The following is a 22471-nucleotide window of genomic DNA, read 5'->3' on the forward strand; positions in this document are numbered from 1 at the left end:
GGAGTCGCTGGGTGACGGGTACGGATGTGCGGAACGAAGCGGATGACTCGGGACCCAGCGGCTATGCGGCGGCCCGGCTGCGCCTCCTCACCGAAGGGGCGCGGTCCGGGCCGCCGCGCCGTACGGCCCTCGCCGAACTGACCGACGACTGGCTCGCCGGGCTGTTCACGGCGGCCGCCGACGGCCTCGACGGACTCAAGGGCGTCTCGCTCGTCGCCGTCGGGGGCTACGGCCGTGGCGAGCTGTCCCCGCGCAGCGACCTCGACCTCCTGCTGCTGCACGACGGAAGCGACCCCGGCGCCATCGCCGCCCTGGCCGACCGCCTCTGGTACCCCGTCTGGGACCTCGGGCTCGCTCTCGACCACTCCGTGCGCACCCCGGTGGAGGCCCGCAAGACGGCCGGAGAGGATTTGAAAGTCCAACTCGGCCTCCTGGACGCCCGCCATCTCGTCGGCGACCTGGGCCTCACCGCCGGACTGCGCACCGCCGTCCTCGCCGACTGGCGCAACCAGGCGCCGCGGCGCCTCCCCGAACTCCAGGAGCTGTGCACCGAGCGCGCCGAGCGCCAGGGCGAGCTGCAGTACCTGCTGGAACCCGACCTCAAGGAGGCCCGCGGCGGCCTCAGGGACGCCACCGCCCTGCGCGCCGTGGCCGCCTCCTGGCTGGCCGACGCCCCGCGCGAGGGCCTCGCGGACGCGCGCCGGCGCCTGCTCGACGTCCGGGACGCCCTGCACCTGGCCACCGGCCGCGCCACCGACCGGCTCGCCCTCCAGGAACAGGACCAGGTCGCGACCGAGCTGGGCCTGCTGGACGCCGACACCCTCCTGCGGCAGGTGTACGAGGCGGCGCGTGTGATCTCGTACGCCAGTGACGTCACCTGGCGCGAGGTGGGGCGCGTGCTGCGTTCGCGCGCCGTCCGTCCTCGCCTGCGCGCCATGCTGGGGGGCGGCAAGCCGGTCGCCGAGCGCTCCCCGCTGGCCGAAGGCGTGGTGGAACAGGACGGCGAGGTGGTGCTCGCCCGCGCAGCCCGCCCCGAACGCGACCCCGTGCTCCCCCTGCGCGCCGCGGCCGCCGCCGCGCAGGCCGGACTCCCGCTCTCCCTGCACGCCGTACGGCGCATGGCCGCCGCCGCGCGCCCCCTGCCCACGCCCTGGCCCGCCGAGGCCCGGGAGCAGCTGGTGACCCTGCTCGGCTCCGGCCGCCCGACCGTCGACGTCTGGGAGGCCCTGGAGGCGGAGGGCCTGATCAGCCGGCTCCTGCCCGACTGGGAGCGGGTCCGCTGCCGCCCCCAGCGCAACGCCGTCCACCTGTGGACCGTGGACCGGCACCTGATCGAGACGGCGGTCCGCGCCTCCGAGCTGACCCGCCGCGTCAGCCGACCCGACCTGCTCCTCGTCTCCGCCCTGCTGCACGACATCGGCAAGGGCTGGCCCGGCGACCACTCCGTGGCCGGCGAGATCATCGCCAAGGACGTGGCCGCCCGGATCGGCTTCGACCGCGCCGACGTGGCCGTACTGTCCACGCTCGTACGCCACCACCTCCTGCTCATCGAAACGGCCACGCGCCGCGACCTGGAGGACCCCGCGACCGTCCGCTCCGTCGCCGAGGCCGTCGGCACCCAGAGCACCCTGGATCTGCTGCACGCCCTCACCGAGGCGGACGCCCTCGCGACCGGCCCGGCCGCCTGGTCGTCCTGGCGCGGTTCCCTCGTCGCCGACCTGGTGCGGCGCGTCTGCGCCGTCCTCGCCGGGGACGCCCCCGACGAACCCGAGCCCGGCGCACCCACGGCCGAGCAGGAACGCCTGGCCATCGAGGCCTTCCGCACCGGCAGCCCGGTCCTCGCCCTGCGCGCGCAGACGGAACCGGTGGCGGAGGAGGAGGCCTCCGGCTCGGACACGCCGGAGCCGCTCGGCGTCGAGCTGCTCATCGCCGTACCGGACCAGCCCGCCGTGCTGCCCGCGGTCGCCGGTGTCCTCGCCGTGCACCGCCTGACCGTCCGCACGGCCGAGCTACGGGCCCTGCACCTGCCCGAGGACGTCGACGACGGCTCGGTCCTCCTGCTGAACTGGCGGGTCGCGGCCGAGTACGGCTCCCTGCCGCAGGCCGCCCGGCTGCGCGCCGACCTGGTCCGCGCCCTCGACGGCTCCCTCGACATCGCGGGCCGTCTCGCCGAGCGGGACGCGGCCTACCCGCGCCGCCGTGGCTGGGTCGCCCCGCCACCGCGGGTGACGGTGGCCCCGGCGGCCTCCCGCCACGCCACGGTGATCGAGGTGCGGACCCAGGACGCCCCCGGGCTGCTGCACCGGATCGGGATGGCCCTGGAGAAGGCCGGAGTGCGGGTGCGCAGCATGCACGTCAGCACGCTGGGGTCGAACGCGGTGGATGCGTTCTATGTCACGACCGGCGCGGGTGCCCCCCTGCCTGCCGAGGACGCGACGTCGCTGGCCGGGGTGCTCGAGGAGACCCTGCGAGGGTGACCCTGCCCCGGTCCGTTCACCGCCGGGATACCCTGGAGGGCGATTCCCGCAGCCATCACCGACCCCGAGGACCGCGAGCGCCGTGTTCGACACTCTCTCCGATCGCCTGTCAGCGACTTTCAAGAACCTGCGCGGCAAGGGACGGCTCTCCGAGGCGGACATCGACGCCACCGCACGCGAGATCCGCATCGCGCTCCTCGAGGCGGACGTGGCCCTGCCCGTCGTGCGCACGTTCATCAAGAACGTCAAGGAGCGCGCGCTCGGTGCCGAGGTCTCCAAGGCGCTGAACCCGGCCCAGCAGGTCCTGAAGATCGTCAACGACGAACTCGTCACCATCCTCGGCGGTGAGACCCGGCGCCTGCGCTTCGCCAAGCAGCCCCCCACCGTGATCATGCTGGCGGGTCTGCAGGGTGCCGGTAAGACCACGCTCGCGGGCAAGCTCGCCGTGTGGCTGAAGGAGCAGGGCCACTCGCCGCTGCTGGTCGCCGCCGACCTCCAGCGTCCGAACGCCGTCAATCAGCTGAGCGTCGTCGCCGACCGCGCCGGTGTCGCCGTCTTCGCCCCGGAGCCGGGCAACGGCGTCGGCGACCCGGTCAAGGTCGCCAAGGACTCCATCGACTTCGCGAAGTCCAAGGTCCACGACATCGTGATCGTGGACACCGCCGGCCGCCTCGGCATCGACCAGGAGATGATGCAGCAGGCCGCGGACATCCGCGACGCCATCTCCCCGGACGAGATCCTGTTCGTCGTCGACGCGATGATCGGTCAGGACGCCGTCAACACCGCCGAGGCCTTCCGCGACGGCGTCGGCTTCGACGGTGTGGTGCTCTCCAAGCTCGACGGTGACGCCCGCGGTGGTGCGGCCCTGTCGATCCGCCAGATCACCGGCAAGCCGATCATGTTCGCGTCGAACGGCGAGAAGCTCGACGACTTCGACGCGTTCCACCCGGACCGGATGGCCTCCCGCATCCTCGACCTGGGTGACCTGCTCACCCTGATCGAGCAGGCGGAGAAGACGTTCAGCCAGGAAGAGGCCGCCAAGATGGCCTCGAAGCTGGCGTCCAAGAAGGGCCAGGACTTCACCCTGGACGACTTCCTGGCCCAGATGGAGCAGGTCCGGAAGATGGGCTCCATCTCCAAGCTGCTCGGCATGCTCCCGGGCATGGGCCAGATCAAGGACCAGATCAACAACCTGGACGAGCGGGAAGTCGACCGCGTCGGTGCGATCATCAAGTCGATGACCCCGGGCGAGCGTCAGGACCCGACGATCATCAACGGCTCCCGCCGCGCCCGTATCGCCAAGGGTTCCGGCGTCGAGGTCAGCGCGGTCAAGAACCTGGTCGAGCGGTTCTTCGAGGCCCGCAAGATGATGTCCCGGATGGCCCAGGGCGGCGGCATGCCCGGCATGCCGGGGATCCCGGGCATGGGTGGCGGCCCCGGCCGGACCAAGAAGCAGCCGAAGAAGGCCAAGGGCAAGCAGCGCTCCGGCAACCCGATGAAGCGCAGGCAGCAGGAGCTGGAGGAGGCACAGCGCCGCGAGGCGGCCGCGCAGGGCGGTGCCTTCGGGCTGCCGCAGCAGGGCGGCAAGGAGTTCGAGCTGCCGGACGAGTTCAAGAAGTTCATGGGCTGAGTCCCGCGCGTACGTCCCTGGGGGCGCTCTCTCGGTGAGGGGGCGCCCTCGCGCGTGTTCTGTGGGGGGCGCCCCAGCGCGTGCCGAGGACCGTTGTGTGCCGTAACGTCCAGATATGAGCAATCCGGCGCCTCCACGCAAGGCTCCTGACCAGCCGTGGCGCGCCGAGGGCACACCCGAGGAGTCGCCCCGGCGGACCGGCGGGGGATTCAGGGGCGGCAAATGGTGGGGCCTGCTCGTCACCGCGGTGATCGTCTTCCTGCTGGCCTACATCGGGCTGAACTACTTCGGCCAGGCCAACCAGCCGACGATCTCGTACACGGAGTTCAGCAGGCAGGTCGCCGACGGCAACGTCGCCAAGATCTACTCCAAGGGCGATGCGATCCAGGGAGAGCTCAAGAGCGCCGGCACCAATCCCGAGGGCGGTGGCAAGTACACCAAGTTCAAGACGGAGCGGCCGGCCTTCGCGGACGACAAGCTGTGGCAGAACCTGAGCAGCCACGGCGTCACGGTGACGGCGCGACCGGTCGTGCAGGAGCGCGGATTCCTGTCCAACCTGCTGATCTCCCTGATCCCGATCGTGCTGCTGGTCGCGGTGTGGATCTTCTTCGCCCGGCGGTTCGGCGCCGGACTGGGCGGTGCGGGCGGCATGTTCGGCCGCAAGGCGCCCCCCAAGCCGGTCGAGCTGCGTCCCGGCACCGGGCGCACGACGTTCGCGGACGTGGCCGGCATCGACGAGGTCAAGGGCGAGCTGGACGACGTCGTCGACTTCCTGAAGCGCCCCGACACCTACCGGAGGATGGGCGCGAAGCTGCCGCGCGGTGTGCTGCTCGCGGGCTCGCCCGGTACCGGCAAGACCCTGCTGGCACGCGCGGTCGCGGGGGAGGCCGGGGTGCCGTTCTTCTCCGCCTCGGCGTCCGAGTTCATCGAGATGATCGTCGGTGTCGGCGCGTCCCGCGTCCGCGAGCTGTTCGCCGAGGCCCGCAAGGTGGCGCCGTCGATCATCTTCATCGACGAGATCGACACCATCGGACGGGTGCGCGGCGCCGGTGCCTCGATGAGCGGTCACGACGAGCGCGAGCAGACGCTGAACCAGATCCTGACGGAGATGGACGGCTTCTCGGGCTCGGAGGGCGTGATCGTCATCGCCGCGACGAACCGCGCCGACATCCTGGACCCGGCGCTGACCCGGCCCGGCCGCTTCGACCGGGTGGTCAGCGTGGCCCCGCCGGACCGGGGCGGCCGCGAGGCGATCCTGCGGATCCACACCCGGGACATCCCGCTCGGCTCCGACGTGGACCTGACCCAGCTGGCGCGCGTCACCCCCGGCATGACGGGTGCGGATCTGGCCAACCTCGCCAACGAGGCCGCCCTGCTCGCGGTCAAGCGCAAGCAGGAGCAGGTGACGCAGGCCGACCTGTCCGAAGCCCTGGAGAAGGTCCAGCTGGGCGCCGAGCGCACCCTCGTGATGCCCGAGGAGGACCGCCGCCGCACCGCGTTCCACGAGAGCGGCCACGCCCTCCTCGGCATGCTGCAGCCCGGCGCCGACCCCGTCCGCAAGATCACCATCGTGCCGCGCGGCCGGGCGCTCGGCGTGACGATGTCCACGCCCGAGGTGGAGCGGTACGCCCACTCGGAGGAGTACCTGCGCGGCCGCATCATCGGCGCCCTGGGCGGCATGGCGGCGGAAGACGTCGTCTACGGAGTCGTCACCACGGGCGCGGAGAACGACCTGGAACAGGTCACCAACATCGCCCGCGGGATGGTCGCCCGCTGGGGCATGAGCGAGCGCGTCGGCCGCCTGTCCGCCCTCCCGAGCGACGCCCAGCAGGCGTACGGACTGTCCGCAGCCCCGCACACCCTCGACGTGATCGACCACGAGATGCGCCGGATCGTCGACGAGTGCTACGAGGAGGCACGCCTCAAACTCCGCGACCACCGCGACCAGTTGGACGCGCTGGCGGAGGCACTCCTGGAGAACGAGACGCTGGAGGAGGCGGACGCGTACCGGATCGCCGGGATCCCGCGCCTCACCAAGGACGTCGAGGCCTAGGTGTACTGACCTGCCTGGAGCATCCCTTGCGGATCAGGGGACGCGCGCGATCAGATAGCGGAACACGTTCGGCATCCACACGGTCCCGTCCTGGCGGCGGTACGGATGCAGCGCCTCCGTCAGCTCCTTGTCCACCTGCTTGCGGTCGGTCGCCGCGATCGCCGCGTCGAACAGGCCCGTCGACTTGAGGCCGCGTACCGCGCTGTCGAGATCGGCGTACCCGAACGGGCAGGCCACCCGCCCCGAGCCGTCCGGCTTCAGCCCGGCCCGCTGGGCGACCTCCTCCAGGTCGTCGCGGCGGGCGGGACGCCAACTGCCCGCGGTGCGCAGGGGATCGGCCAGCTTCGTCGCCACGCGCAGCACCGAGGAGGTCGCGCAGCGCTCCGGCGGACCCCAGCCGGCCAGCACCACGGCCGCCCCGTGCGCGGCCAGCGGGAGCGCGGCCGCCAGCAGCTCGCCGAGCCCCTCGGAGTCGCCCGCCAGGCAGCCGATCGGCTCGAAGACAGTCAGCAGGGCGTACGCGGGTGCCTCGGCGTCGGCCGCGTCCGCAGGCGTGCCCTCCACGAGTTTCGTGGCCCCACGCGCGCGCGTGCCGCGCGGACGGTCCGGCAGCAGGCGCTCGCGCGCGAGCGCGAGCCGCTGCGGACAGGAGTCGACACCGGTGACCGCCGCCCCTCTGGAGGCCGCCATCAGCAAGGCGAGCCCGGAGCCGCAGCGCAGGCCCAGCAGCCTGCTGGCAGGGCCCACTTCAAGTCGCTCGTAAACGGTCTCGTAGAGCGGCACCAGCATCCGCTCCTGGATCTCGGACCAGTCACGCGCGCGTGCGCACGGGTTCACCCGGGGTGATACGGAGCCCGGATGAGACAGGTGTTCCCGCACGAGCGTAGGTGTCATAGGAGTGCCCCATTCCGCCGACAGTTCGCCGCAGTGCCCGATTGCGTGGCCCCCGTGCCGTGCGCTCGCACTCTCCACGTATGCCAGGTAACTCCCGGCTCGCGGTGCCGTCCAGGGGTCGTGTGCCCCGGCTTGGGGCCTGGGACCGACTGTGGCGAGATTTCACATCCCGGCAACCTGGGGGACCGTACGGTGGCCGCTCACGGGGGACGGGCGGTGACCATGGGCGCGGACGCACCCAGTAACGTCACCGGCATCGCCGGCGCTGACAGAGGTGACGGCTTCACGCGAGAGCGACCGAAACGCCTCTTGCGCATTCACCGCCCTCAGCCGCCCCGGCACCTACCCGCCGGGCCGTACGTCAGACTACGCACCGGCTTGGTACGAGCTGTGCGGCTTCTCCGCAGATCAGCGCACCCGCCCTCGTCCGGACGCATCAGCGGCAACTGACGGGTACGTGCAAATTATTTGGGATGGCCCGGAATAGGAACACAGCGGCACCCCCGCTCGTTGTCATTACGTGAGCACGACACAGACACCACCTGTTCTCGCCGCAGAGCTGGCGCAGGCGTGGGCCGACATTCAGCGGTACCACCCCGAGCTGCCGGACCTTGCCGCGCCAGAGTCCCTGATCGGGGAGTCGTCGTCCGCGTGCGGTCACGAACTCTCCTTCGAGCGACTGCTCCATGAGGCAGTCCACGGCATCGCCGCCGCCCGCGGAGTCCGCGACACCTCCCGCGCCGGCCGGTACCACAACCGCCGTTTCCTCGCCATCGCCGAGGAGTTGGGTCTGGACCACCCCGAGGAACCGCATCCCAGCAGCGGCTTCTCCCTGGTCACGCTCAACCCCGAGGCCAAGCGGCGCTACCGCCCGACCATCGAGCGGCTCCAGCGCGCGCTGAAGGCGCACACGGCGGCCACCTCCTCCGACACCTCCCGCACCTTCCGCGGCCCGGCCGCCCGGCACGGCTCCTCCGGCGGCGGCGTCCGTGTGAAGGCGGTCTGCGACTGCGGACGCAACGTCCGGGTGGTCCCCTCGGTCCTGGCCCAGGCCCCCATCGTGTGCGGTGGCTGCGGCAAGCCGTTCCGCATCCCGGAGGTCGTGGGAGCGGCTGCGAGCTGAGACTGCGACTGCTCGTGGCAGCCGCAGTCCGCTCGTAGTCCGCGGGCACCCGACGTATCTCACCTCCACGCCGGGTGCCGCTGACCCATGCCCGGACGCGCCCCGGGCCCCCTCGGCCGGAAGCGACCCGCAGGGTGTGGCACAATGGCTAGCTGTACTCGACAGCCGCACAGGACCCCTCTCTCCTCCGGCTGACGCGTCCATCGGGCACTCGGGTACCGCAACCCCACGCGGCTTTCTCGCCGTGCCCAACCACGTCAAATCCAGGAGAATCCACTCCCGTGGCAGTCAAGATCAAGCTGAAGCGTCTGGGCAAGATCCGTTCGCCTCACTACCGCATCGTCGTCGCCGACTCCCGTACCCGCCGTGACGGCCGGGCCATCGAGGAGATCGGCAAGTACCACCCGACCTACAACCCGTCGGTCATCGAGGTGGACGCCGACCGCGTGGCGTACTGGCTGGGTGTCGGCGCGCAGCCGACCGAGCCCGTCCTCGCCATCCTGAAGAAGACCGGCGACTGGCAGAAGTTCAAGGGCGAGCCGGCCCCCGCGCCGCTGCTCGTCGCCGCGCCGAAGGCCGCGCGTCCGTCGTTCGAGGCTCTCGGCGGTGACGACGAGGGCAAGGGTGAGGCGATCACCCAGAAGAAGAAGGCTGAGAAGAAGGACGAGGCCGCGGCTGAGTCCGAGTCGACCGAGGCCTGAGCAGCATGCTCGAAGAGGCGCTTGAGCACCTCGTGAAGGGCATCGTCGACAACCCTGACGATGTGCAGGTCGCCTCGCGCAACCTGCGCCGCGGGCGCGTGCTGGAGGTCCGGGTCCACCCCGACGACCTCGGCAAGGTGATCGGCCGCAACGGCCGTACCGCGCGCGCTCTGCGTACCGTCGTGGGCGCCATCGGCGGCCGCGGTGTCCGCGTCGACCTCGTCGACGTGGACCACGTCCGCTGACGCTTCATCGCAACCGGCTCGGGCCGGGGAGGGCCACTGGGCCGTCCCCGGCCCGCAGTCGTATGACAGGAGATCTGTACACGTGCAGCTGGTAGTCGCACGGATCGGCCGCGCCCATGGCATCAAGGGCGAGGTCACCGTCGAGGTACGTACCGACGAGCCCGAGCTGCGGCTCGCGCCGGGCGCCGTCCTGGCCACCGACCCGGCCTCCGCCGGGCCGCTCACCATCGCCACCGGCCGCGTCCACAGCGGCCGCCTGCTCCTGCGCTTCGAGGGCGTCAGCGACCGCAACGGCGCCGAGGCCCTGCGCAACACCCTGCTGATCGCCGAGATCGACCCCGAGGAACTCCCCGAGGGCGAGGACGAGTACTACGACCACCAGCTCATCGACCTCGACGTGGTGACCGAGGACGGCACGGAGGTCGGCCGGATCACCGAGATCTCGCACCTGCCCTCCCAGGACCTCTTCATCGTGGAGCGCCCGGACGGCAGCGAGGTGCTGATCCCCTTCGTGGAGGAGATCGTCACCGAGATCGACCTGGCTGAGCAGAAGGCGGTCATCGCCCCGCCGCCGGGCCTGATCGACGACCGCGCGGTGATCGACTCGTCCCAGGAAGAGTCCTGATGCGCCTCGACGTCGTCACGATCTTCCCCGAGTACCTGGAGCCCCTGAACGTCTCCCTCGTCGGCAAGGCACGCGCGCGTGGGCAGCTGAACGTCCACGTGCACGATCTGCGCTCCTGGACGTACGACCGGCACCACACGGTCGACGACACGCCGTACGGCGGTGGCCCCGGCATGGTCATGAAGACCGACCCCTGGGGCGACGCCCTGGACACGATCCTCGCCGACGGCTACGAGACCGGCGCCCAGGCCCCCGCGCTGATCGTGCCCACCCCGAGCGGCCGCCCCTTCACCCAGGAACTGGCCGTCGAACTCTCCGAGCGCCCCTGGCTGATCTTCACGCCGGCCCGCTACGAGGGCATCGACCGGCGCGTCATGGACGAGTACGCCACCCGTATGCCGGTGTACGAGGTGTCCATCGGCGACTACGTCCTCGCGGGCGGCGAAGCGGCCGTACTGGTGATCACGGAGGCCGTCGCGCGCCTGCTGCCCGGCGTCCTCGGCAACGCCGAGTCCCACCGGGACGACTCCTTCGCGCCCGGCGCGATGGCCAGCCTCCTGGAAGGCCCCGTCTACACCAAGCCGCCCGTCTGGCGCGACCGGGACATCCCGGAGGTGCTGCTCAGCGGCCACCACGGCAAGATCGCCCGCTGGCGCCGCGACGAGGCCCTGAAGCGTACGACCGTGAATCGCCCCGACCTGATCGAGCGCTGCGACCCCAAGGCGTTCGACAAGAAGGACCGCGAGATGCTCTCCATCCTGGGCTGGGCCCCGGACCCGCAGGGCGAGTCGTACGGCCGATTTTGGCGCAGGACCGAGGCCGTGGAAGAATAGACCGCTGTTGTGCGCCCGTCCGGCGTGCGCCCCTGCCACAGGGGGACACGACGCCCGCCCCGACCCGCACGGCAGACCTCTTGTTCACCTAGTTGCCGTTGATGACCTGTGGCATCAGCGAAGAAAGCAGACGAAATGTCTCACCTGCTCGACTCTGTCGACGCCGCGTCGCTGCGCAGCGACATCCCGGCCTTCCGCCCGGGTGACACCGTCAACGTCCACGTGCGCGTCATCGAGGGCAACCGCTCCCGTGTGCAGCAGTTCAAGGGCGTTGTGATCCGCCGCCAGGGCGCCGGTGTCCGCGAGACCTTCACGGTCCGCAAGGTCTCGTTCTCCGTCGGCGTCGAGCGCACCTTCCCGGTGCACACCCCGATCGTCGAGAAGATCGAGCTGGTCACCAAGGGTGACGTGCGCCGCGCCAAGCTGTACTACCTCCGTGACCTGCGCGGCAAGGCCGCCAAGATCAAGGAGAAGCGCGAGAGCTGATCTCGCGCGGGCGTTCATGGCGGGGCCGGATAGCATCTGGCTCCGATGGACACCGAAGCACAGCCGACGGAACGCGACCGCTCCTCCCACCCCGGTACTCCGGGGACGGAGGGCCGGTCGCGTTTCGCGTTGGTGTCGCGGATCACCGGGTGGCTGCCCGGTGGCCGGATCACCCTCACCCTCTTCGCCTGCCTGGTGTTCTTGCTGCTCCTCAACGCTTTCGTGATGCAGCCGTTCCAGATTCCGAGCGGATCCATGGAACAGGGATTGAGGATCGGGGACCGCGTTCTCGTAAATAAGTTGGCGTACCGTTTCGGTGCCCAGCCGCGCCGCGGCGACGTGGTTGTCTTCGACGGCACCGGGTATTTCGGGGACGCCGACTACATCAAACGCGTTGTAGGGGCGGGGGGAGACCATGTGGTCTGCTGCGACAAGGAGGGGAGGCTCGAGGTGAACGGCCGGCCGGTCGACGAGACGGCGTTCCTCTATCCGGGGGACACCCCGTCCAGCGTTCCCTTCGACGTCGTCGTGCCCGCGGGCCGCCTGTTCGTCCTCGGGGACCACCGCAGCGACTCCAGCGACTCCCGGGACCACCTCGGCTCGCCGGGCGGCGGCATGATCCCCGTCGGCGAGGTCATCGGCCGCGCCGACTGGATCGTCTGGCCGTACGCCCATGTGGAGCACCTGCACCGTCCGGCCGCGTACGCGCGTGTGCCTGCTCCGGAGGGTGCACATGGGTAACCGCGGCAAACCGCGCGGCGTGCCCAGCTCGCCCGCCGACAACCTGCTGCCCACCGGCTCCCGCCGCACCTCCGCGCCGGGCGGTGGCCGCACGCGCGCGGAGCGGCGCAAGCTCCAGCGCAAGGTGAAGCGCAAGCGCAGGCGCTCGGCCGTTCGGGAGATCCCCCTTCTGGTGGGCGTCGCCGTCCTGATAGCGCTGGTCCTGAAGACATTCCTCGTCCAGGCGTTCGTGATCCCCTCGGGCTCGATGGAGCAGACGATCCGGATCGGCGACCGCGTCCTGGTCGACAAGTTCACCCCGTGGTTCGGCTCCAAGCCGCAGCGCGGGGACGTCGTCGTCTTCCACGACCCGGGCGGCTGGCTCAAGGACGAGCAGACGACCAAGAAGCACGACCCCGTCGTCGTCAAGCAGTTCAAGGAAGGCCTCACCTTCATCGGCCTGCTGCCGTCCGACAACGAGAAGGACCTGATCAAGCGGGTGATCGGGGTCGGCGGCGACCATGTCAAGTGCTGTGACGCGCAGGGCCGGGTCACCGTCAACGGCGTGCCGCTGACCGAAGCCGACTACCTCTACCCCGGCAACTCGCCCTCCTCCATGCCCTTCGACATCACCGTGCCCAAGGGCCGTCTGTGGGTGATGGGCGACCACCGGGACGACTCCGCGGACTCCCGCGTCCACCAGAACACGCCCTACGGCGGCACGGTCTCCGAGGACTCGGTGGTCGGCCGCGCCATGGTCATCGGCTGGCCGATCGGCCACTGGACCAGCCTGGACGAACCTAAAACCTTCGCAAGCGTGGCGAACTCCGTGTCGGGGTCGTCCGCGGCCCCTCCGCTGTCGCATAGGGTTGCCTCCGACGATCCGAACGCAATGACCCGACTCCCGACCCCTGCGGAACTCCCGCTCGTTATGGGAGTGGTGGGCCTGCACCGTGGATGGGGCAGGCGGCGGCACAGAGTAAGGAGTTGGCGTGGGGGATGTAGCGGTTGGCGCACGGTCGGGACACGACGGCGAGGAGCACCGCGGGCACCCCGTGGAAGGGAACGTCCCGGATCCGGACGGCGCCGTGCCCCCTGGGAACTCCGACTTCCCGGCGGCCGGCGACGGCACGCCGGAGGGTCAGCAGCCCCGGAACGCGAGCGAGGGCACGGACGAGGCGGCACCGCGGCCGAAGAAGCCGCGCTCCTTCTGGAAGGAGCTGCCGATCCTGGTCGTCATCGCGCTGGTCCTGGCACTGCTGATCAAGACGTTCCTGGTGCAGGCGTTCTCGATCCCGTCCGACTCGATGCAGAACACCCTCCAGCAGGGTGACCGCGTCCTGGTCGACAAGCTCACCCCGTGGTTCGGCTCCGAGCCCGAGCGCGGTGAGGTCGTCGTCTTCCACGACCCGGGCAACTGGCTGAGGGGCGAGCCGACGCCCGAACCGAACGCCGTGCAGAAGGTCCTCAGCTTCATCGGCCTGATGCCGTCGGCGGAGGAGAAGGACCTGATCAAGCGCGTGATCGGGGTCGGCGGAGACACGGTCGAGTGCCACGGGACCGGCCCGCTGAAGGTCAACGGCAACGCGCTGAACGAGCCGTACGTGTACCCCGGCAACACGCCGTGCAGCCAGGACGACCAGGGCGGTCAGTTCAAGGTCAAGGTTCCGCAGGGCTTCATCTGGGTCATGGGCGACCACCGACAGAACTCGCGGGACTCGCGCTACAACCAGGACGAGAAGTTCCACGGCATGGTGCCGGTCCGCGACGTCGTCGGGCGCGCCATCGTCAAGGCCTGGCCGATCAACCGCTGGGGCACCCTGCCGGTCCCGGACACCTTCGACCAGGGCCTCGACCAGAAGCCCTCCGCCGCGGCGTCCCTGACGGTGGCGCCGGAGGGCGTCGCGGTGGCGATGGTCCTGCCGGTGGCGCTGTGGCGGCGCAGGCGGGCGGACCGCGCGGAGTCCAAGAAGCGGTAAGCAGTGGCTCAGGCCGCGAAAGAGGGGCTGCCCCTGCTCGGTACCGCCGGGTAGGGTGCGGGTCCATGGGTGGCGAGAGCACGACGCGTACGGCCCCGCGCAGCGCGGGCACAGGCACGACACAGGCCGGCGGCAGCCGGATCGGACACCGGCTGTCCGGGGTGGCCATGGCGCTGGGCCTGGTGCTGTTCCTCGGCGGTTTCGCGTGGGCAGCGCTGATCTACCGGCCGTACACCGTGCCCACCAGCTCGATGAGCCCGACGATCGGCGTCGGCGACCGGGTGGTGGCCCAGCGCGTCGACGGCAGCGAGGTCCGGCGCGGTGACGTGGTCGTCTTCCGTGACAAGAGCTGGGTCACCAACGCCAACGTGGTCAAGCGGGTCGTCGCGGTCGGCGGCGACACCGTCTCCTGCTGCACCAACGGCAAGCTCACGGTCAACGGCAAACAGATCGACGAGCCGTACCTGCCCCCGGGCAGCCTGGCCGAGATCCAGGACTTCCCGACCGTGACCGTCCCCAAGGGCCGGCTCTTCCTGCTCGGCGACGAACGCCTGGGCTCGCTGGACTCCACCGCCCACCTCACCGACGCCGCCAGGGGCACGGTGTCCAGCGATGCCGTCTCCGCCCGCGTCGACGCCGTCGTCTGGCCCATGAAGGGCATGCTCAAGCGCCCCACCGGCTTCGAGACCCTCGGCGCCCTCTCCCAGCCCGGCCCGCTCAGGACCATCGAGCTGATGATCGTCGCCGGCGCCGTCCTGGTCCTCGGCGGTGGTGCGTACGGCCCCGTCGCCAAGCGGCTCGGCCGCTCCCGCGTCCGTACCGGCCCGGAGCCCGCCGGTGTCCGCTGAGACCGCGCCGACGGGCGAGGACACCTACGAGGGCGGCCTGCGCAAGGTGGCCCGGGTGGTCCTGCTCGACCCCGAGGACCGCATCCTGCTGCTGCACGGACACGAGCCGGGCGACCCGGCCGACGACTGGTGGTTCACCCCGGGCGGCGGTCTGGAGGCCAGCGAGACGCGCGAGGAGGCCGCGCTCAGGGAACTCGCCGAGGAGACCGGCATCACCGAGGTCGAACTCGGTCCGGTGCTGTGGCGCCGGCGGTGCTCCTTCCCGTTCGCAGGCCGCCGCTGGGACCAGGACGAGTGGTACTACCTGGCCCGTACGACCCAGACGGCGACCGAAGCTCAGGGCCTGACGGATCTTGAGCGGCGCAGTGTCGCCGGAGCACGCTGGTGGACGTGCCAGGAACTGACCCGGGCGCATGAGACGGTGTATCCGACCAGACTCGCCGAGCTGCTGCGCACGCTGCTCGACGAAGGTCCCCCCGCCAGGCCCGTGACCCTGGACACGGAAATCGTCTGAGGGCTCGTCGGACTGGCGCACAATGGTGGGATCGCACGGCTGAAGGGGAACATGCCATGAGCGCCGAGGACCTCGAGAAGTACGAGACCGAGATGGAGCTGAAGCTCTACCGGGAGTATCGAGACGTCGTCGGTCTGTTCAAATACGTGATCGAGACCGAGCGGCGCTTCTACCTGACCAACGACTACGAGATGCAGGTGCACTCGGTCCAGGGTGAGGTGTTCTTCGAGGTGTCGATGGCGGACGCCTGGGTCTGGGACATGTATCGGCCGGCTCGTTTCGTGAAGCAGGTCCGCGTCCTCACATTCAAGGATGTGAACATCGAAGAGCTGAACAAGACCGACCTGGAGCTCCCGGGCGGGTGACGGAGTTTTCCACAACCGCTGAGTAATCCACCAAGATCCACTTCTCTGGGCGGGATGCGTGACGGTTGGCGCCGGAGGTGGTGCCGACATGAGCAAGGCACGCAGTGGACTCGGCAGGTACGGCGAGGATCTGGCCGCGCGGCGGCTGGCCCAGGCCGGTATGACGATCCTGGAGCGCAACTGGCGCTGTGGGCGGTCCGGTGAGATCGACATCGTGGCCCGGGACGGGAGCACGCTGGTCGTCTGCGAGGTGAAGACGCGCAGGGGCGGCGCTTTCCAGCACCCGATGGCCGCCGTCACACCCGAGAAGGCCGGGCGGCTGCTGACCCTGGCCGAACGCTGGATCCAGACCCACGGAGGAGCGCCGCCCGGAGGCGTCCGCATCGACTTGGTCGGCGTCCTCCTGCCCCGCCGGGGCGCCCCGTCCGTCGAACACGCGCGGGGGGTGGCCTGAGATGGGATTCGCCCGTACGTGCTCGGTGGCGCTGGTGGGCGTCGAGGGTGTGCTGGTGGAGGTCCAGGCGGACCTGGAACCCGGGGTGGCGGCTTTCACACTGGTCGGGCTGCCGGACAAGAGCCTGACGGAAAGCCGGGACCGGGTGCGGGCGGCCGTCGTGAACTCGGGTGCCGAGTGGCCGCAGAAGAAGCTCACGGTGGGCCTCAGCCCGGCCTCGGTGCCCAAGGCGGGTTCAGGCTTCGACCTGGCCGTCGCCTGCGCGGTGCTCGGTGCCGCCGAGCGGATCGACCCCCGGGTCCTCGCCGACATCGTCATGATCGGGGAACTGGGACTGGACGGCCGGGTGCGGCCGGTGCGGGGCATCCTGCCCGCAGTCCTCGCGGCCGCCGACGCCGGCTACGAACAGGTGGTCGTCCCGGAGTGCGCCGCCGCCGAGGCCTCGCTCGTCCCCGGCGTGTCGGTGCTCGGCATCCGCAGCCTGCGGCAGCTGATCGCCGTGCTCACCGACGAACCCGTACCCGACGAGGATCCGGGCGATCAGGGACGCCCGGATCCCCTCCTGGCCGGTCTCCGGGTGCCGGGCACAGGCGCGGCCACCGGCATGCACAGCATCGGTGCCGCACAGCACGATCAGGACCACGACCTGGCCGACGTCGTGGGCCAGACCTCGGCGCGCACAGCCGTGGAGGTGGCCGCGGCCGGCGGCCACCATCTGTTCCTCGAAGGCCCGCCGGGCGCGGGCAAGACCATGCTCGCCGAGCGCCTGCCCGCCGTGCTGCCCCGGCTCACCCGGGAGGAGTCGCTGGAGGTCACCGCGGTCCACTCGGTGGCCGGCCTGCTGCCTCCGGGCAAGCCGCTCATCGATGTCGCGCCCTACTGCGCCCCGCACCACTCGGCCACGATGCAGTCCCTCGTCGGCGGCGGCCCCGGCGTCGCGCGGCCCGGTGCCGTGTCCCTCGCCCACCGGGGCGTGCTGTTCCTCGACGAGGCGCCCGAATTCCACAGCCAGACCCTGGACGCCCTGCGACAGCCCCTGGAGTCCGGACACGTGGTGATCGCGCGCAGCGCGGGCGTGGTCCGGTTCCCCGCGCGGTTCCTCATGGTCCTGGCGGCCAACCCCTGCCCCTGCGGACGCTTCTCGCAGCGGGACTCCCTCTGCGACTGCCCGCCCTCGGCGATCCGCCGCTACCAGGCCCGGCTGTCGGGCCCGCTGCTGGACCGGGTCGACCTGCGGGTGGAGGTCGACCCGGTGACCCGCACCCAGCTCACCGCACCCGGAGCCCGCGGCGAGTCCACCGCGACCGTCGCCGACCGGGTCCGCGCAGCCAGGGAGCGGGCGGCCGCCCGTCTCGCCGGAACGCCCTGGCGCAGCAACAGCGAGGTGCCCGGGCGTGAGCTGCGCAGCCGCTTCCACGCCGTCGCCGGTGCGATGGACGAGGCCGAACGCAACCTGGAGCGGGGGGTGCTCACGGCCCGCGGGATCGACCGCGTCCTGCGCGTCGCCTGGACGGTGGCGGACCTCGTCGGCCACGACCGCCCGGACGCCACCGACGTCTGTCTCGCCCTGCAACTGCGCACCGGAGTGCCGCGGGGTGTGCCCATGGCCATCGGGAGTCTGACATGACCACCCGAGGTGGCCCGGACGAGGAACTCCTGGGCCGTGTGTTCCTCGCCCGGGTCATCGAGCCCGGGGACGAGGTCGGTGGGCGCTGGGTGCGGGAGTTCGGGGTGGGGGAGGTGGTGCGGCGGTTGCGGGACGGCGGGGAGCCGTTGCCGGGGGTGAGCGGGACGAGGTGGGGCGGCCTCGTGGGGCGCGCCCGGCAGGCGGACCCGGAGCGGGATCTCGAGGTGGCGCGCGCCGCCGGGATGCGGTTCGTGTGTCCGGGCGATGCCGAGTGGCCGGGCCAGCTCGATGATCTCGGGGACGGCCGGCCCACGGGGCTGTGGGTGCGGGGGCGGCCCAGCCTGCGGATGTGGGCGCTCAGGTCCGTTGCCGTCGTGGGGGCGAGAGCCTGCACCGAGTACGGCGCCCATGTCGCGGCCACCCTCGCCTCGGGACTCGCCGAGCGGGGCTGGATCGTCGTGTCGGGCGGGGCCTACGGGATCGACGGGGCCGCCCACCGCGGCGCCCTCGCCGCCGGCGGAGCCACGATCGCCGTCCTGGCCTGCGGCGTCGACCGGCCCTACCCCCGCGGCCACACCGCACTGATCAACAGGATCGCGGAACAGGGCCTGGTGGTCGGGGAGCTGCCGCCCGGTGACCATCCGACGCCGAGCCGGTTCATCCTGCGGAACAGAGTGATCGCGGCGCTGACCAGGGGCACCGTCGTCGTGGAGGCCGCCTGCCGCAGCGGCTCGCTGGTCACCGCGCGGGCCGCAGGGCGCCTCGGGAGGTTCATCATGGGGGTGCCCGGGCCCGTCACCAGCGGTCTCTCGGCCGGTGTGCACGAGCTGCTGCGCGGCGACGCCGTCCTGGTCACCGACGCCGCGGAGGTCGTCGAACTCGTGGGCGACATGGGCGAGCTCGCCCCGCCCCGCCGGGGTCCCGTGCTCCCGCGCGACCTGCTGGAACCGGCCGCCCGGGCCGTCCTCGCCGCCCTGCCCGGAAACCGTACGGCCCGCGCCGAGGAGATCGCGTGCGGCGCGCGCACCACGCCGGACGACGCGATCGCGAGACTGTACGAACTCCGAGCACTTGGTTACGTCGAACGACACGGCGATGGCTGGAAGTTGACACGCCAGGCGATGATCGCGGCCCGGGGCGGCCTCGGGCCATCCTGACCGAGCGTGTTCGGCCGTCCGGGGGAATCCCCTACGCCCTTGGGATTTCCCGGAGTTGACGCCTCGGCCCGATCACACAGAGCGAGCTGCGCCGCGCGGTCGTGCAGACGGCGGAAGGGGTCCGCGCACGGGTGGAGCCTCGCTGTTCGCACACCGCGACTCCTCAGTCACGCTACGCTCACGAAAGTCCGGGCGCAGACCGCGCCAACTCGACATCAGACAGACAGCTCACCCAGGTAGCCCAGTTCACCCCACGACCACCCAGCCCGCCCCACCCCGCTCACTCCCCCCACTTCCTAGCGCAACACGGCACTTCTCGGCACTTCACGGCAGAACGGCACAAGGCGACGAATGCCCCAGCACACCTCCGGGTCCGACCGGGCGGCCATCCCCCCAGCCGCCCGCGACGGTGGCAGCGTGCGGCCGCCCGCTCCCTCGACGCTCGACGAGCTGTGGCGGTCGTACAAGGCGACGGGGGACGACCGGCTGCGGGAGCAGCTGATCCTGCACTACTCGCCGCTCGTCAAATACGTGGCGGGCCGGGTGAGCGTGGGCCTGCCGCCCAATGTGGAGCAGGCCGACTTCGTCTCCTCGGGGGTGTTCGGGCTGATCGACGCGATCGAGAAGTTCGACATCGACCGGGAGATCAAGTTCGAGACGTACGCGATCACCCGGATCCGGGGCGCGATGATCGACGAGCTGCGGGCGCTGGACTGGATCCCCCGGTCGGTCCGGCAGAAGGCGCGGAACGTCGAGCGGGCCTACGCCACCCTGGAGGCGCGGCTGCGGCGCACCCCGACGGAAGGGGAGGTCGCCGCCGAGCTGGGCATGGAGGTCGACGAACTCCATGCCGTGTTCAGCCAGTTGTCGCTGGCCAACGTGGTCGCCCTGGAGGAGCTGCTGCACGTCGGCGGCGAGGGCGGCGACCGGCTCAGCCTCATGGACACGCTGGAGGACACCGCCGCCGACAATCCGGTCGAGGTGGCCGAGGACCGGGAGCTGCGGCGGTTCCTGGCGCGGGCGATCAACACGCTGCCCGAGCGGGAGAAGACCGTCGTCACGCTCTACTACTACGAGGGGCTCACCCTCGCCGAGATCGGCAATGTGCTCGGGGTCACCGAGAGCCGGGTCAGCCAGATCCACACCAAGTCCGTGCTGCAGCTGAGGGCCAAGCTGGCGAGCTTCGGACGCTGAGTCCTCCCTTCCGGGACGGCGTGTCCGTAAAGTGGTTGACGTGCCAAGGATTCGAGCGGCCTCCGTGGCCGAGCACCGGTCGATGCAGCGAGCCGCCCTGCTGGACGCGGCTCGTTCTCTGCTGTCCGAGGGTGGGACGGAGGCGCTGACCTTCCCGGCTCTCGCCGAGCGCACGGGGCTGGCGCGGTCGTCCGTGTACGAGTACTTCCGCTCGCGGGCCGCCGTGGTCGAAGAGCTGTGCGAGGTCGACTTCCCCGTGTGGGCGGCGGAGGTCGCGGCGGCGATGGAGCGGGCGTCCTCGGCCGAGGACAAGGTCGAGGCGTATGTGCGACAGCAGCTGGCGCTGGTCGGGGACCGGCGGCACCGGGCTGTGGTGGCGATCTCGGCGAGTGAGCTGGATGCGGGGGCGCGGGAGAAGATCCGGGCCGCGCACGGGGGGCTGGTCGCGATGGTCGTCGAGGCGTTGGGGGAGATGGGGCACGGGGAGCCTCGGCTGGCGGCGATGCTGCTGCAGGGGGTCGTGGATGCGGCCGTGCGGCGGATCGAGCTGGGTGCGGCGGAGGATCCCGCGGCGATCACGGATGCTGCTGTGGCCATGGCCCTGCGGGGTGTGAAGGGCTGAGGTCGGCTGCTGCTGGGCGGGGTGGGTTAGGCACTGGGGGAGGCACGACTGCCCGCAGCTACCCAGGCACTCCTGGCACCGGTAGCAGTCTCGACGGCCCCCTGTGCAGTAGCCACGGTGGCAGCAAGGACAACGGGTCCAGGTAGGTCTCGCCTCTGAGCAGGCCCCAGTGCACGCATGTCCTGGCGCCGCAGTGTGAACCCGTTGCCTCCACCACCCCCACCGCATCACCTGTCCCCACCCCGTCCCCCTTCGTCACCAACGGCCTAACCGGCTCGTACGTGATCCGCAGGTCCGTCCCTGTCAGTTGCACGGACACCACGCCCCGCCCCGCCACCCGGCCCGCGAAGGTCACCCGGCCGGGCGCCACTGCTCGTACCGGAGCACCGGCTGGTGCGGCCAGGTCCACGCCGCGGTGCCCTGGGCCGTACACCGTCGCCGGCGGCTCCCAGCCCCGTAACACCACCGGCCGAGCGCCCACCGGCCAGGCGCGGGCCAGGGGCGGGACCGGAGCCCCAGGGGGCGGGGGCGGCAAAGCCGGCGGGTCCGCCCAGGCCAGCGGGGCGAGCAGGGCGGCAGCCAGGCCCGTCAACAGGCCCAGACACATCGAGACACATCGGATCGCACGTCGCATGCGAAAACCCTCCCCGACCCCGCCGATCATGGCCGGGAGCTGTGGACAACTCACCGGTTGTGGACAGCGGCGTCACCCGGTGCCCTGACGGTCCCGTACACTTCTTCTGGCGATCCGGGTCACCGGGTCGACTTCGCACGCCCCGGTACGGCAGCCGGAAACGGTTCGTACCAGCGCCCCTCGGTCCTTCGCGGCACGGCGCATCGCGGGCGTCAGGCGCGGCCGCCATCCGGCGGGCGCGGCACAACCGAGAATTTCAAGGAGAAACGGCCATGGCCGTCGTCACGATGCGGGAGCTGCTGGAAAGCGGCGTCCACTTCGGTCACCAGACCCGTCGCTGGAACCCGAAGATGAAGCGCTTCATCTTCACCGAGCGCAACGGCATCTACATCATCGACCTGCTCCAGTCGCTGTCGTACATCGACCGCGCCTACGAGTTCGTCAAGGAGACCGTTGCCCACGGCGGCACGGTCATGTTCGTCGGCACGAAGAAGCAGGCGCAGGAGGCCATCGCCGAGCAGGCCACCCGCGTCGGCATGCCCTACGTCAACCAGCGCTGGCTGGGCGGCATGCTCACCAACTTCTCGACCGTCTACAAGCGTCTGCAGCGCCTGAAGGAGCTGGAGCAGATCGACTTCGAGGACGTCGCGTCCTCCGGTCTGACCAAGAAGGAGCTGCTGGTCCTCTCCCGCGAGAAGGCCAAGCTGGAGAAGACCCTCGGCGGTATCCGCGAGATGCAGAAGGTGCCCAGCGCCGTCTGGATCGTGGACACCAAGAAGGAGCACATCGCCGTTGGTGAGGCCCGGAAGCTCAACATTCCGGTCGTCGCGATCCTCGACACCAACTGCGACCCCGACGAGGTCGACTACAAGATCCCGGGCAACGACGACGCGATCCGCTCCGTCACCCTGCTCACCCGTGTGATCGCCGACGCCGTCGCCGAGGGCCTCATCGCCCGCTCCGGCGTCGCCGCCGAGGGCAAGGGTGAGAAGGCCGCGGGCGAGCCGCTCGCCGAGTGGGAGCGCGACCTGCTCGAGGGTGAGAAGAAGGACGAGGCCCCCGCTGCCGAGGCCCCCGCTGCCGAGGCGCCCGCCGCCGAGGCCGCTCCGGCCGAGGGCGAGAAGGCCGCCGAGGGCGAGCAGGCCTGACGTCAGTGTTGACGGCGGGGGCGGTACTGCATCCCACAGCGCCTCCGGCGCGGTGAAGTCCGCCCCCGCTGTTCACCCGTAGGTCGGCACGGTGTTGGGGATCCGCGGCTACATGTGGATCACAGACCGTGCAGATCTCCGA

22 protein-coding genes and 1 pseudogene are annotated in these 22471 nt (G+C 71.0%); 21 read left to right on the forward strand and 2 right to left on the reverse strand.

What is annotated here, in order from left to right; all coding sequences use genetic code 11:
• Nucleotides 1-11: 11 nt before the first annotated feature.
• The 3 genes from ACZ5DS_RS15110 to ftsH all read left to right on the forward strand — a co-directional run bounded on the left by ACZ5DS_RS15110 (nucleotide 12) and on the right by ftsH (nucleotide 6160).
• A complete protein-coding gene (locus ACZ5DS_RS15110) occupies nucleotides 12-2477 on the forward strand; it encodes a [protein-PII] uridylyltransferase (RefSeq protein WP_468237856.1) in 2466 nt (821 codons plus the stop codon).
• 82 nt (nucleotides 2478-2559) lie between these two features.
• Nucleotides 2560-4107, forward strand: a complete 1548-nt coding sequence (gene ffh, locus ACZ5DS_RS15115; RefSeq protein WP_468237858.1) for a signal recognition particle protein — start codon at nucleotides 2560-2562, stop codon at nucleotides 4105-4107.
• A 115-nt stretch (nucleotides 4108-4222) separates the two neighbouring features.
• Nucleotides 4223-6160 (forward strand): ATP-dependent zinc metalloprotease FtsH, encoded by a 1938-nt coding sequence (gene ftsH, locus ACZ5DS_RS15120; RefSeq protein ID WP_468237860.1) that lies wholly within the window; start codon nucleotides 4223-4225, stop codon nucleotides 6158-6160.
• Between the two features lie 33 nt (nucleotides 6161-6193).
• Here ftsH and ACZ5DS_RS15125 read toward each other — a convergent pair whose 3' ends face one another.
• The gene (locus tag ACZ5DS_RS15125) at nucleotides 6194-7054 is read right to left on the reverse strand and encodes a class I SAM-dependent methyltransferase (RefSeq protein ID WP_468237862.1); all 861 of its coding nucleotides are present in this window, start codon (nucleotides 7052-7054) and stop codon (nucleotides 6194-6196) included.
• Between the two features lie 520 nt (nucleotides 7055-7574).
• Here ACZ5DS_RS15125 and ACZ5DS_RS15130 point away from each other — a divergent pair.
• The 17 genes and pseudogenes from ACZ5DS_RS15130 (at nucleotide 7575) to ACZ5DS_RS15210 (ending at nucleotide 20547) form a co-directional block, all read left to right on the forward strand.
• Nucleotides 7575-8177, forward strand: coding sequence for a hypothetical protein (locus ACZ5DS_RS15130; RefSeq protein ID WP_404058649.1), 603 nt, complete (start codon nucleotides 7575-7577; stop codon nucleotides 8175-8177).
• A 281-nt stretch (nucleotides 8178-8458) separates the two neighbouring features.
• Complete coding sequence (rpsP, locus tag ACZ5DS_RS15135; RefSeq protein ID WP_071370664.1) at nucleotides 8459-8878, forward strand: 30S ribosomal protein S16; 420 nt, start codon at nucleotides 8459-8461, stop codon at nucleotides 8876-8878.
• Between the two features lie 5 nt (nucleotides 8879-8883).
• On the forward strand, nucleotides 8884-9123 hold the full coding sequence (locus ACZ5DS_RS15140; protein WP_003973401.1) for an RNA-binding protein: 240 nt from the start codon (nucleotides 8884-8886) through the stop codon (nucleotides 9121-9123).
• A gap of 82 nt (nucleotides 9124-9205) precedes the next feature.
• Nucleotides 9206-9748 carry a ribosome maturation factor RimM gene (gene rimM / locus ACZ5DS_RS15145; protein ID WP_468237864.1) on the forward strand — a complete coding sequence of 181 codons (543 nt, stop codon included), beginning with the start codon at nucleotides 9206-9208 and terminating at the stop codon, nucleotides 9746-9748.
• Nucleotides 9748-10581: a tRNA (guanosine(37)-N1)-methyltransferase TrmD gene (trmD, locus tag ACZ5DS_RS15150; RefSeq protein ID WP_468237867.1), complete on the forward strand. Its 834-nt coding sequence runs from the start codon at nucleotides 9748-9750 to the stop codon at nucleotides 10579-10581. Before rimM ends, trmD begins: the two co-directional genes overlap by 1 nt.
• A gap of 135 nt (nucleotides 10582-10716) precedes the next feature.
• Nucleotides 10717-11067 (forward strand): 50S ribosomal protein L19, encoded by a 351-nt coding sequence (gene rplS, locus ACZ5DS_RS15155; protein ID WP_190138184.1) that lies wholly within the window; start codon nucleotides 10717-10719, stop codon nucleotides 11065-11067.
• A 45-nt stretch (nucleotides 11068-11112) separates the two neighbouring features.
• On the forward strand, nucleotides 11113-11808 hold the full coding sequence (gene lepB / locus ACZ5DS_RS15160) for a signal peptidase I (RefSeq protein ID WP_468237870.1): 696 nt from the start codon (nucleotides 11113-11115) through the stop codon (nucleotides 11806-11808).
• Nucleotides 11801-12502 (forward strand): annotated as a pseudogene (gene lepB / locus ACZ5DS_RS15165) (signal peptidase I); the annotation flags it as partial. The gene lepB (ACZ5DS_RS15160) and the pseudogene lepB (ACZ5DS_RS15165), both read left to right, overlap by 8 nt.
• Before the next feature lie 277 nt (nucleotides 12503-12779).
• The gene (lepB, locus tag ACZ5DS_RS15170) at nucleotides 12780-13766 is read left to right on the forward strand and encodes a signal peptidase I (protein WP_468237872.1); all 987 of its coding nucleotides are present in this window, start codon (nucleotides 12780-12782) and stop codon (nucleotides 13764-13766) included.
• 65 nt (nucleotides 13767-13831) lie between these two features.
• On the forward strand, nucleotides 13832-14614 hold the full coding sequence (lepB, locus tag ACZ5DS_RS15175; protein WP_468237874.1) for a signal peptidase I: 783 nt from the start codon (nucleotides 13832-13834) through the stop codon (nucleotides 14612-14614).
• Nucleotides 14604-15128, forward strand: coding sequence for an NUDIX hydrolase (locus ACZ5DS_RS15180; protein ID WP_468237878.1), 525 nt, complete (start codon nucleotides 14604-14606; stop codon nucleotides 15126-15128). The genes lepB (ACZ5DS_RS15175) and ACZ5DS_RS15180 overlap by 11 nt, the downstream gene beginning before the upstream one ends.
• Nucleotides 15129-15184: 56 nt before the next feature.
• Nucleotides 15185-15493 (forward strand): DUF2469 domain-containing protein, encoded by a 309-nt coding sequence (locus ACZ5DS_RS15185; protein WP_008745401.1) that lies wholly within the window; start codon nucleotides 15185-15187, stop codon nucleotides 15491-15493.
• Nucleotides 15494-15551: 58 nt separating this feature from the next.
• Nucleotides 15552-15947 carry a YraN family protein gene (locus ACZ5DS_RS15190; RefSeq protein WP_468237881.1) on the forward strand — a complete coding sequence of 132 codons (396 nt, stop codon included), beginning with the start codon at nucleotides 15552-15554 and terminating at the stop codon, nucleotides 15945-15947.
• A gap of 1 nt (nucleotide 15948) precedes the next feature.
• Nucleotides 15949-17574 (forward strand): YifB family Mg chelatase-like AAA ATPase, encoded by a 1626-nt coding sequence (locus ACZ5DS_RS15195; protein WP_468237884.1) that lies wholly within the window; start codon nucleotides 15949-15951, stop codon nucleotides 17572-17574.
• Nucleotides 17571-18731, forward strand: coding sequence for a DNA-processing protein DprA (dprA, locus tag ACZ5DS_RS15200; RefSeq protein WP_468237886.1), 1161 nt, complete (start codon nucleotides 17571-17573; stop codon nucleotides 18729-18731). Before ACZ5DS_RS15195 ends, dprA begins: the two co-directional genes overlap by 4 nt.
• A gap of 351 nt (nucleotides 18732-19082) precedes the next feature.
• A complete protein-coding gene (whiG, locus tag ACZ5DS_RS15205) occupies nucleotides 19083-19925 on the forward strand; it encodes an RNA polymerase sigma factor WhiG (RefSeq protein WP_030649029.1) in 843 nt (280 codons plus the stop codon).
• Nucleotides 19926-19989: 64 nt separating this feature from the next.
• Nucleotides 19990-20547 (forward strand): TetR/AcrR family transcriptional regulator, encoded by a 558-nt coding sequence (locus ACZ5DS_RS15210; RefSeq protein ID WP_468238243.1) that lies wholly within the window; start codon nucleotides 19990-19992, stop codon nucleotides 20545-20547.
• 58 nt (nucleotides 20548-20605) lie between these two features.
• Here ACZ5DS_RS15210 and ACZ5DS_RS15215 read toward each other — a convergent pair whose 3' ends face one another.
• Nucleotides 20606-21154: a peptidoglycan DD-metalloendopeptidase family protein gene (locus tag ACZ5DS_RS15215; RefSeq protein WP_468238245.1), complete on the reverse strand. Its 549-nt coding sequence runs from the start codon at nucleotides 21152-21154 to the stop codon at nucleotides 20606-20608.
• Between the two features lie 299 nt (nucleotides 21155-21453).
• Here ACZ5DS_RS15215 and rpsB point away from each other — a divergent pair, with 299 nt between their 5' ends.
• Nucleotides 21454-22329: a 30S ribosomal protein S2 gene (gene rpsB / locus ACZ5DS_RS15220; RefSeq protein ID WP_468237888.1), complete on the forward strand. Its 876-nt coding sequence runs from the start codon at nucleotides 21454-21456 to the stop codon at nucleotides 22327-22329.
• Nucleotides 22330-22471: the final 142 nt, after the last annotated feature.

This window comes from Streptomyces sp. NPDC031100 (genome assembly GCF_055570785.1).

Coding starts and splice junctions, on each gene's coding strand:
- ACZ5DS_RS15185 (WP_008745401.1), top strand. CDS start 15,185: ATGAGCGCCGAGGACCTCGAGAAGTACGAGACCGAGATGGAGCTGAAG.
- trmD (WP_468237867.1), top strand. CDS start 9,748: ATGCGCCTCGACGTCGTCACGATCTTCCCCGAGTACCTGGAGCCCCTG.
- rpsB (WP_468237888.1), top strand. CDS start 21,454: ATGGCCGTCGTCACGATGCGGGAGCTGCTGGAAAGCGGCGTCCACTTC.
- lepB (WP_468237874.1), top strand. CDS start 13,832: ATGGGTGGCGAGAGCACGACGCGTACGGCCCCGCGCAGCGCGGGCACA.
- whiG (WP_030649029.1), top strand. CDS start 19,083: ATGCCCCAGCACACCTCCGGGTCCGACCGGGCGGCCATCCCCCCAGCC.
- lepB (WP_468237870.1), top strand. CDS start 11,113: ATGGACACCGAAGCACAGCCGACGGAACGCGACCGCTCCTCCCACCCC.
- rplS (WP_190138184.1), top strand. CDS start 10,717: ATGTCTCACCTGCTCGACTCTGTCGACGCCGCGTCGCTGCGCAGCGAC.
- ACZ5DS_RS15125 (WP_468237862.1), bottom strand. CDS start 7,054: ATGACACCTACGCTCGTGCGGGAACACCTGTCTCATCCGGGCTCCGTA.
- ftsH (WP_468237860.1), top strand. CDS start 4,223: ATGAGCAATCCGGCGCCTCCACGCAAGGCTCCTGACCAGCCGTGGCGC.
- dprA (WP_468237886.1), top strand. CDS start 17,571: ATGACCACCCGAGGTGGCCCGGACGAGGAACTCCTGGGCCGTGTGTTC.
- ACZ5DS_RS15140 (WP_003973401.1), top strand. CDS start 8,884: ATGCTCGAAGAGGCGCTTGAGCACCTCGTGAAGGGCATCGTCGACAAC.
- ACZ5DS_RS15195 (WP_468237884.1), top strand. CDS start 15,949: ATGGGATTCGCCCGTACGTGCTCGGTGGCGCTGGTGGGCGTCGAGGGT.
- ACZ5DS_RS15215 (WP_468238245.1), bottom strand. CDS start 21,154: ATGTGTCTGGGCCTGTTGACGGGCCTGGCTGCCGCCCTGCTCGCCCCG.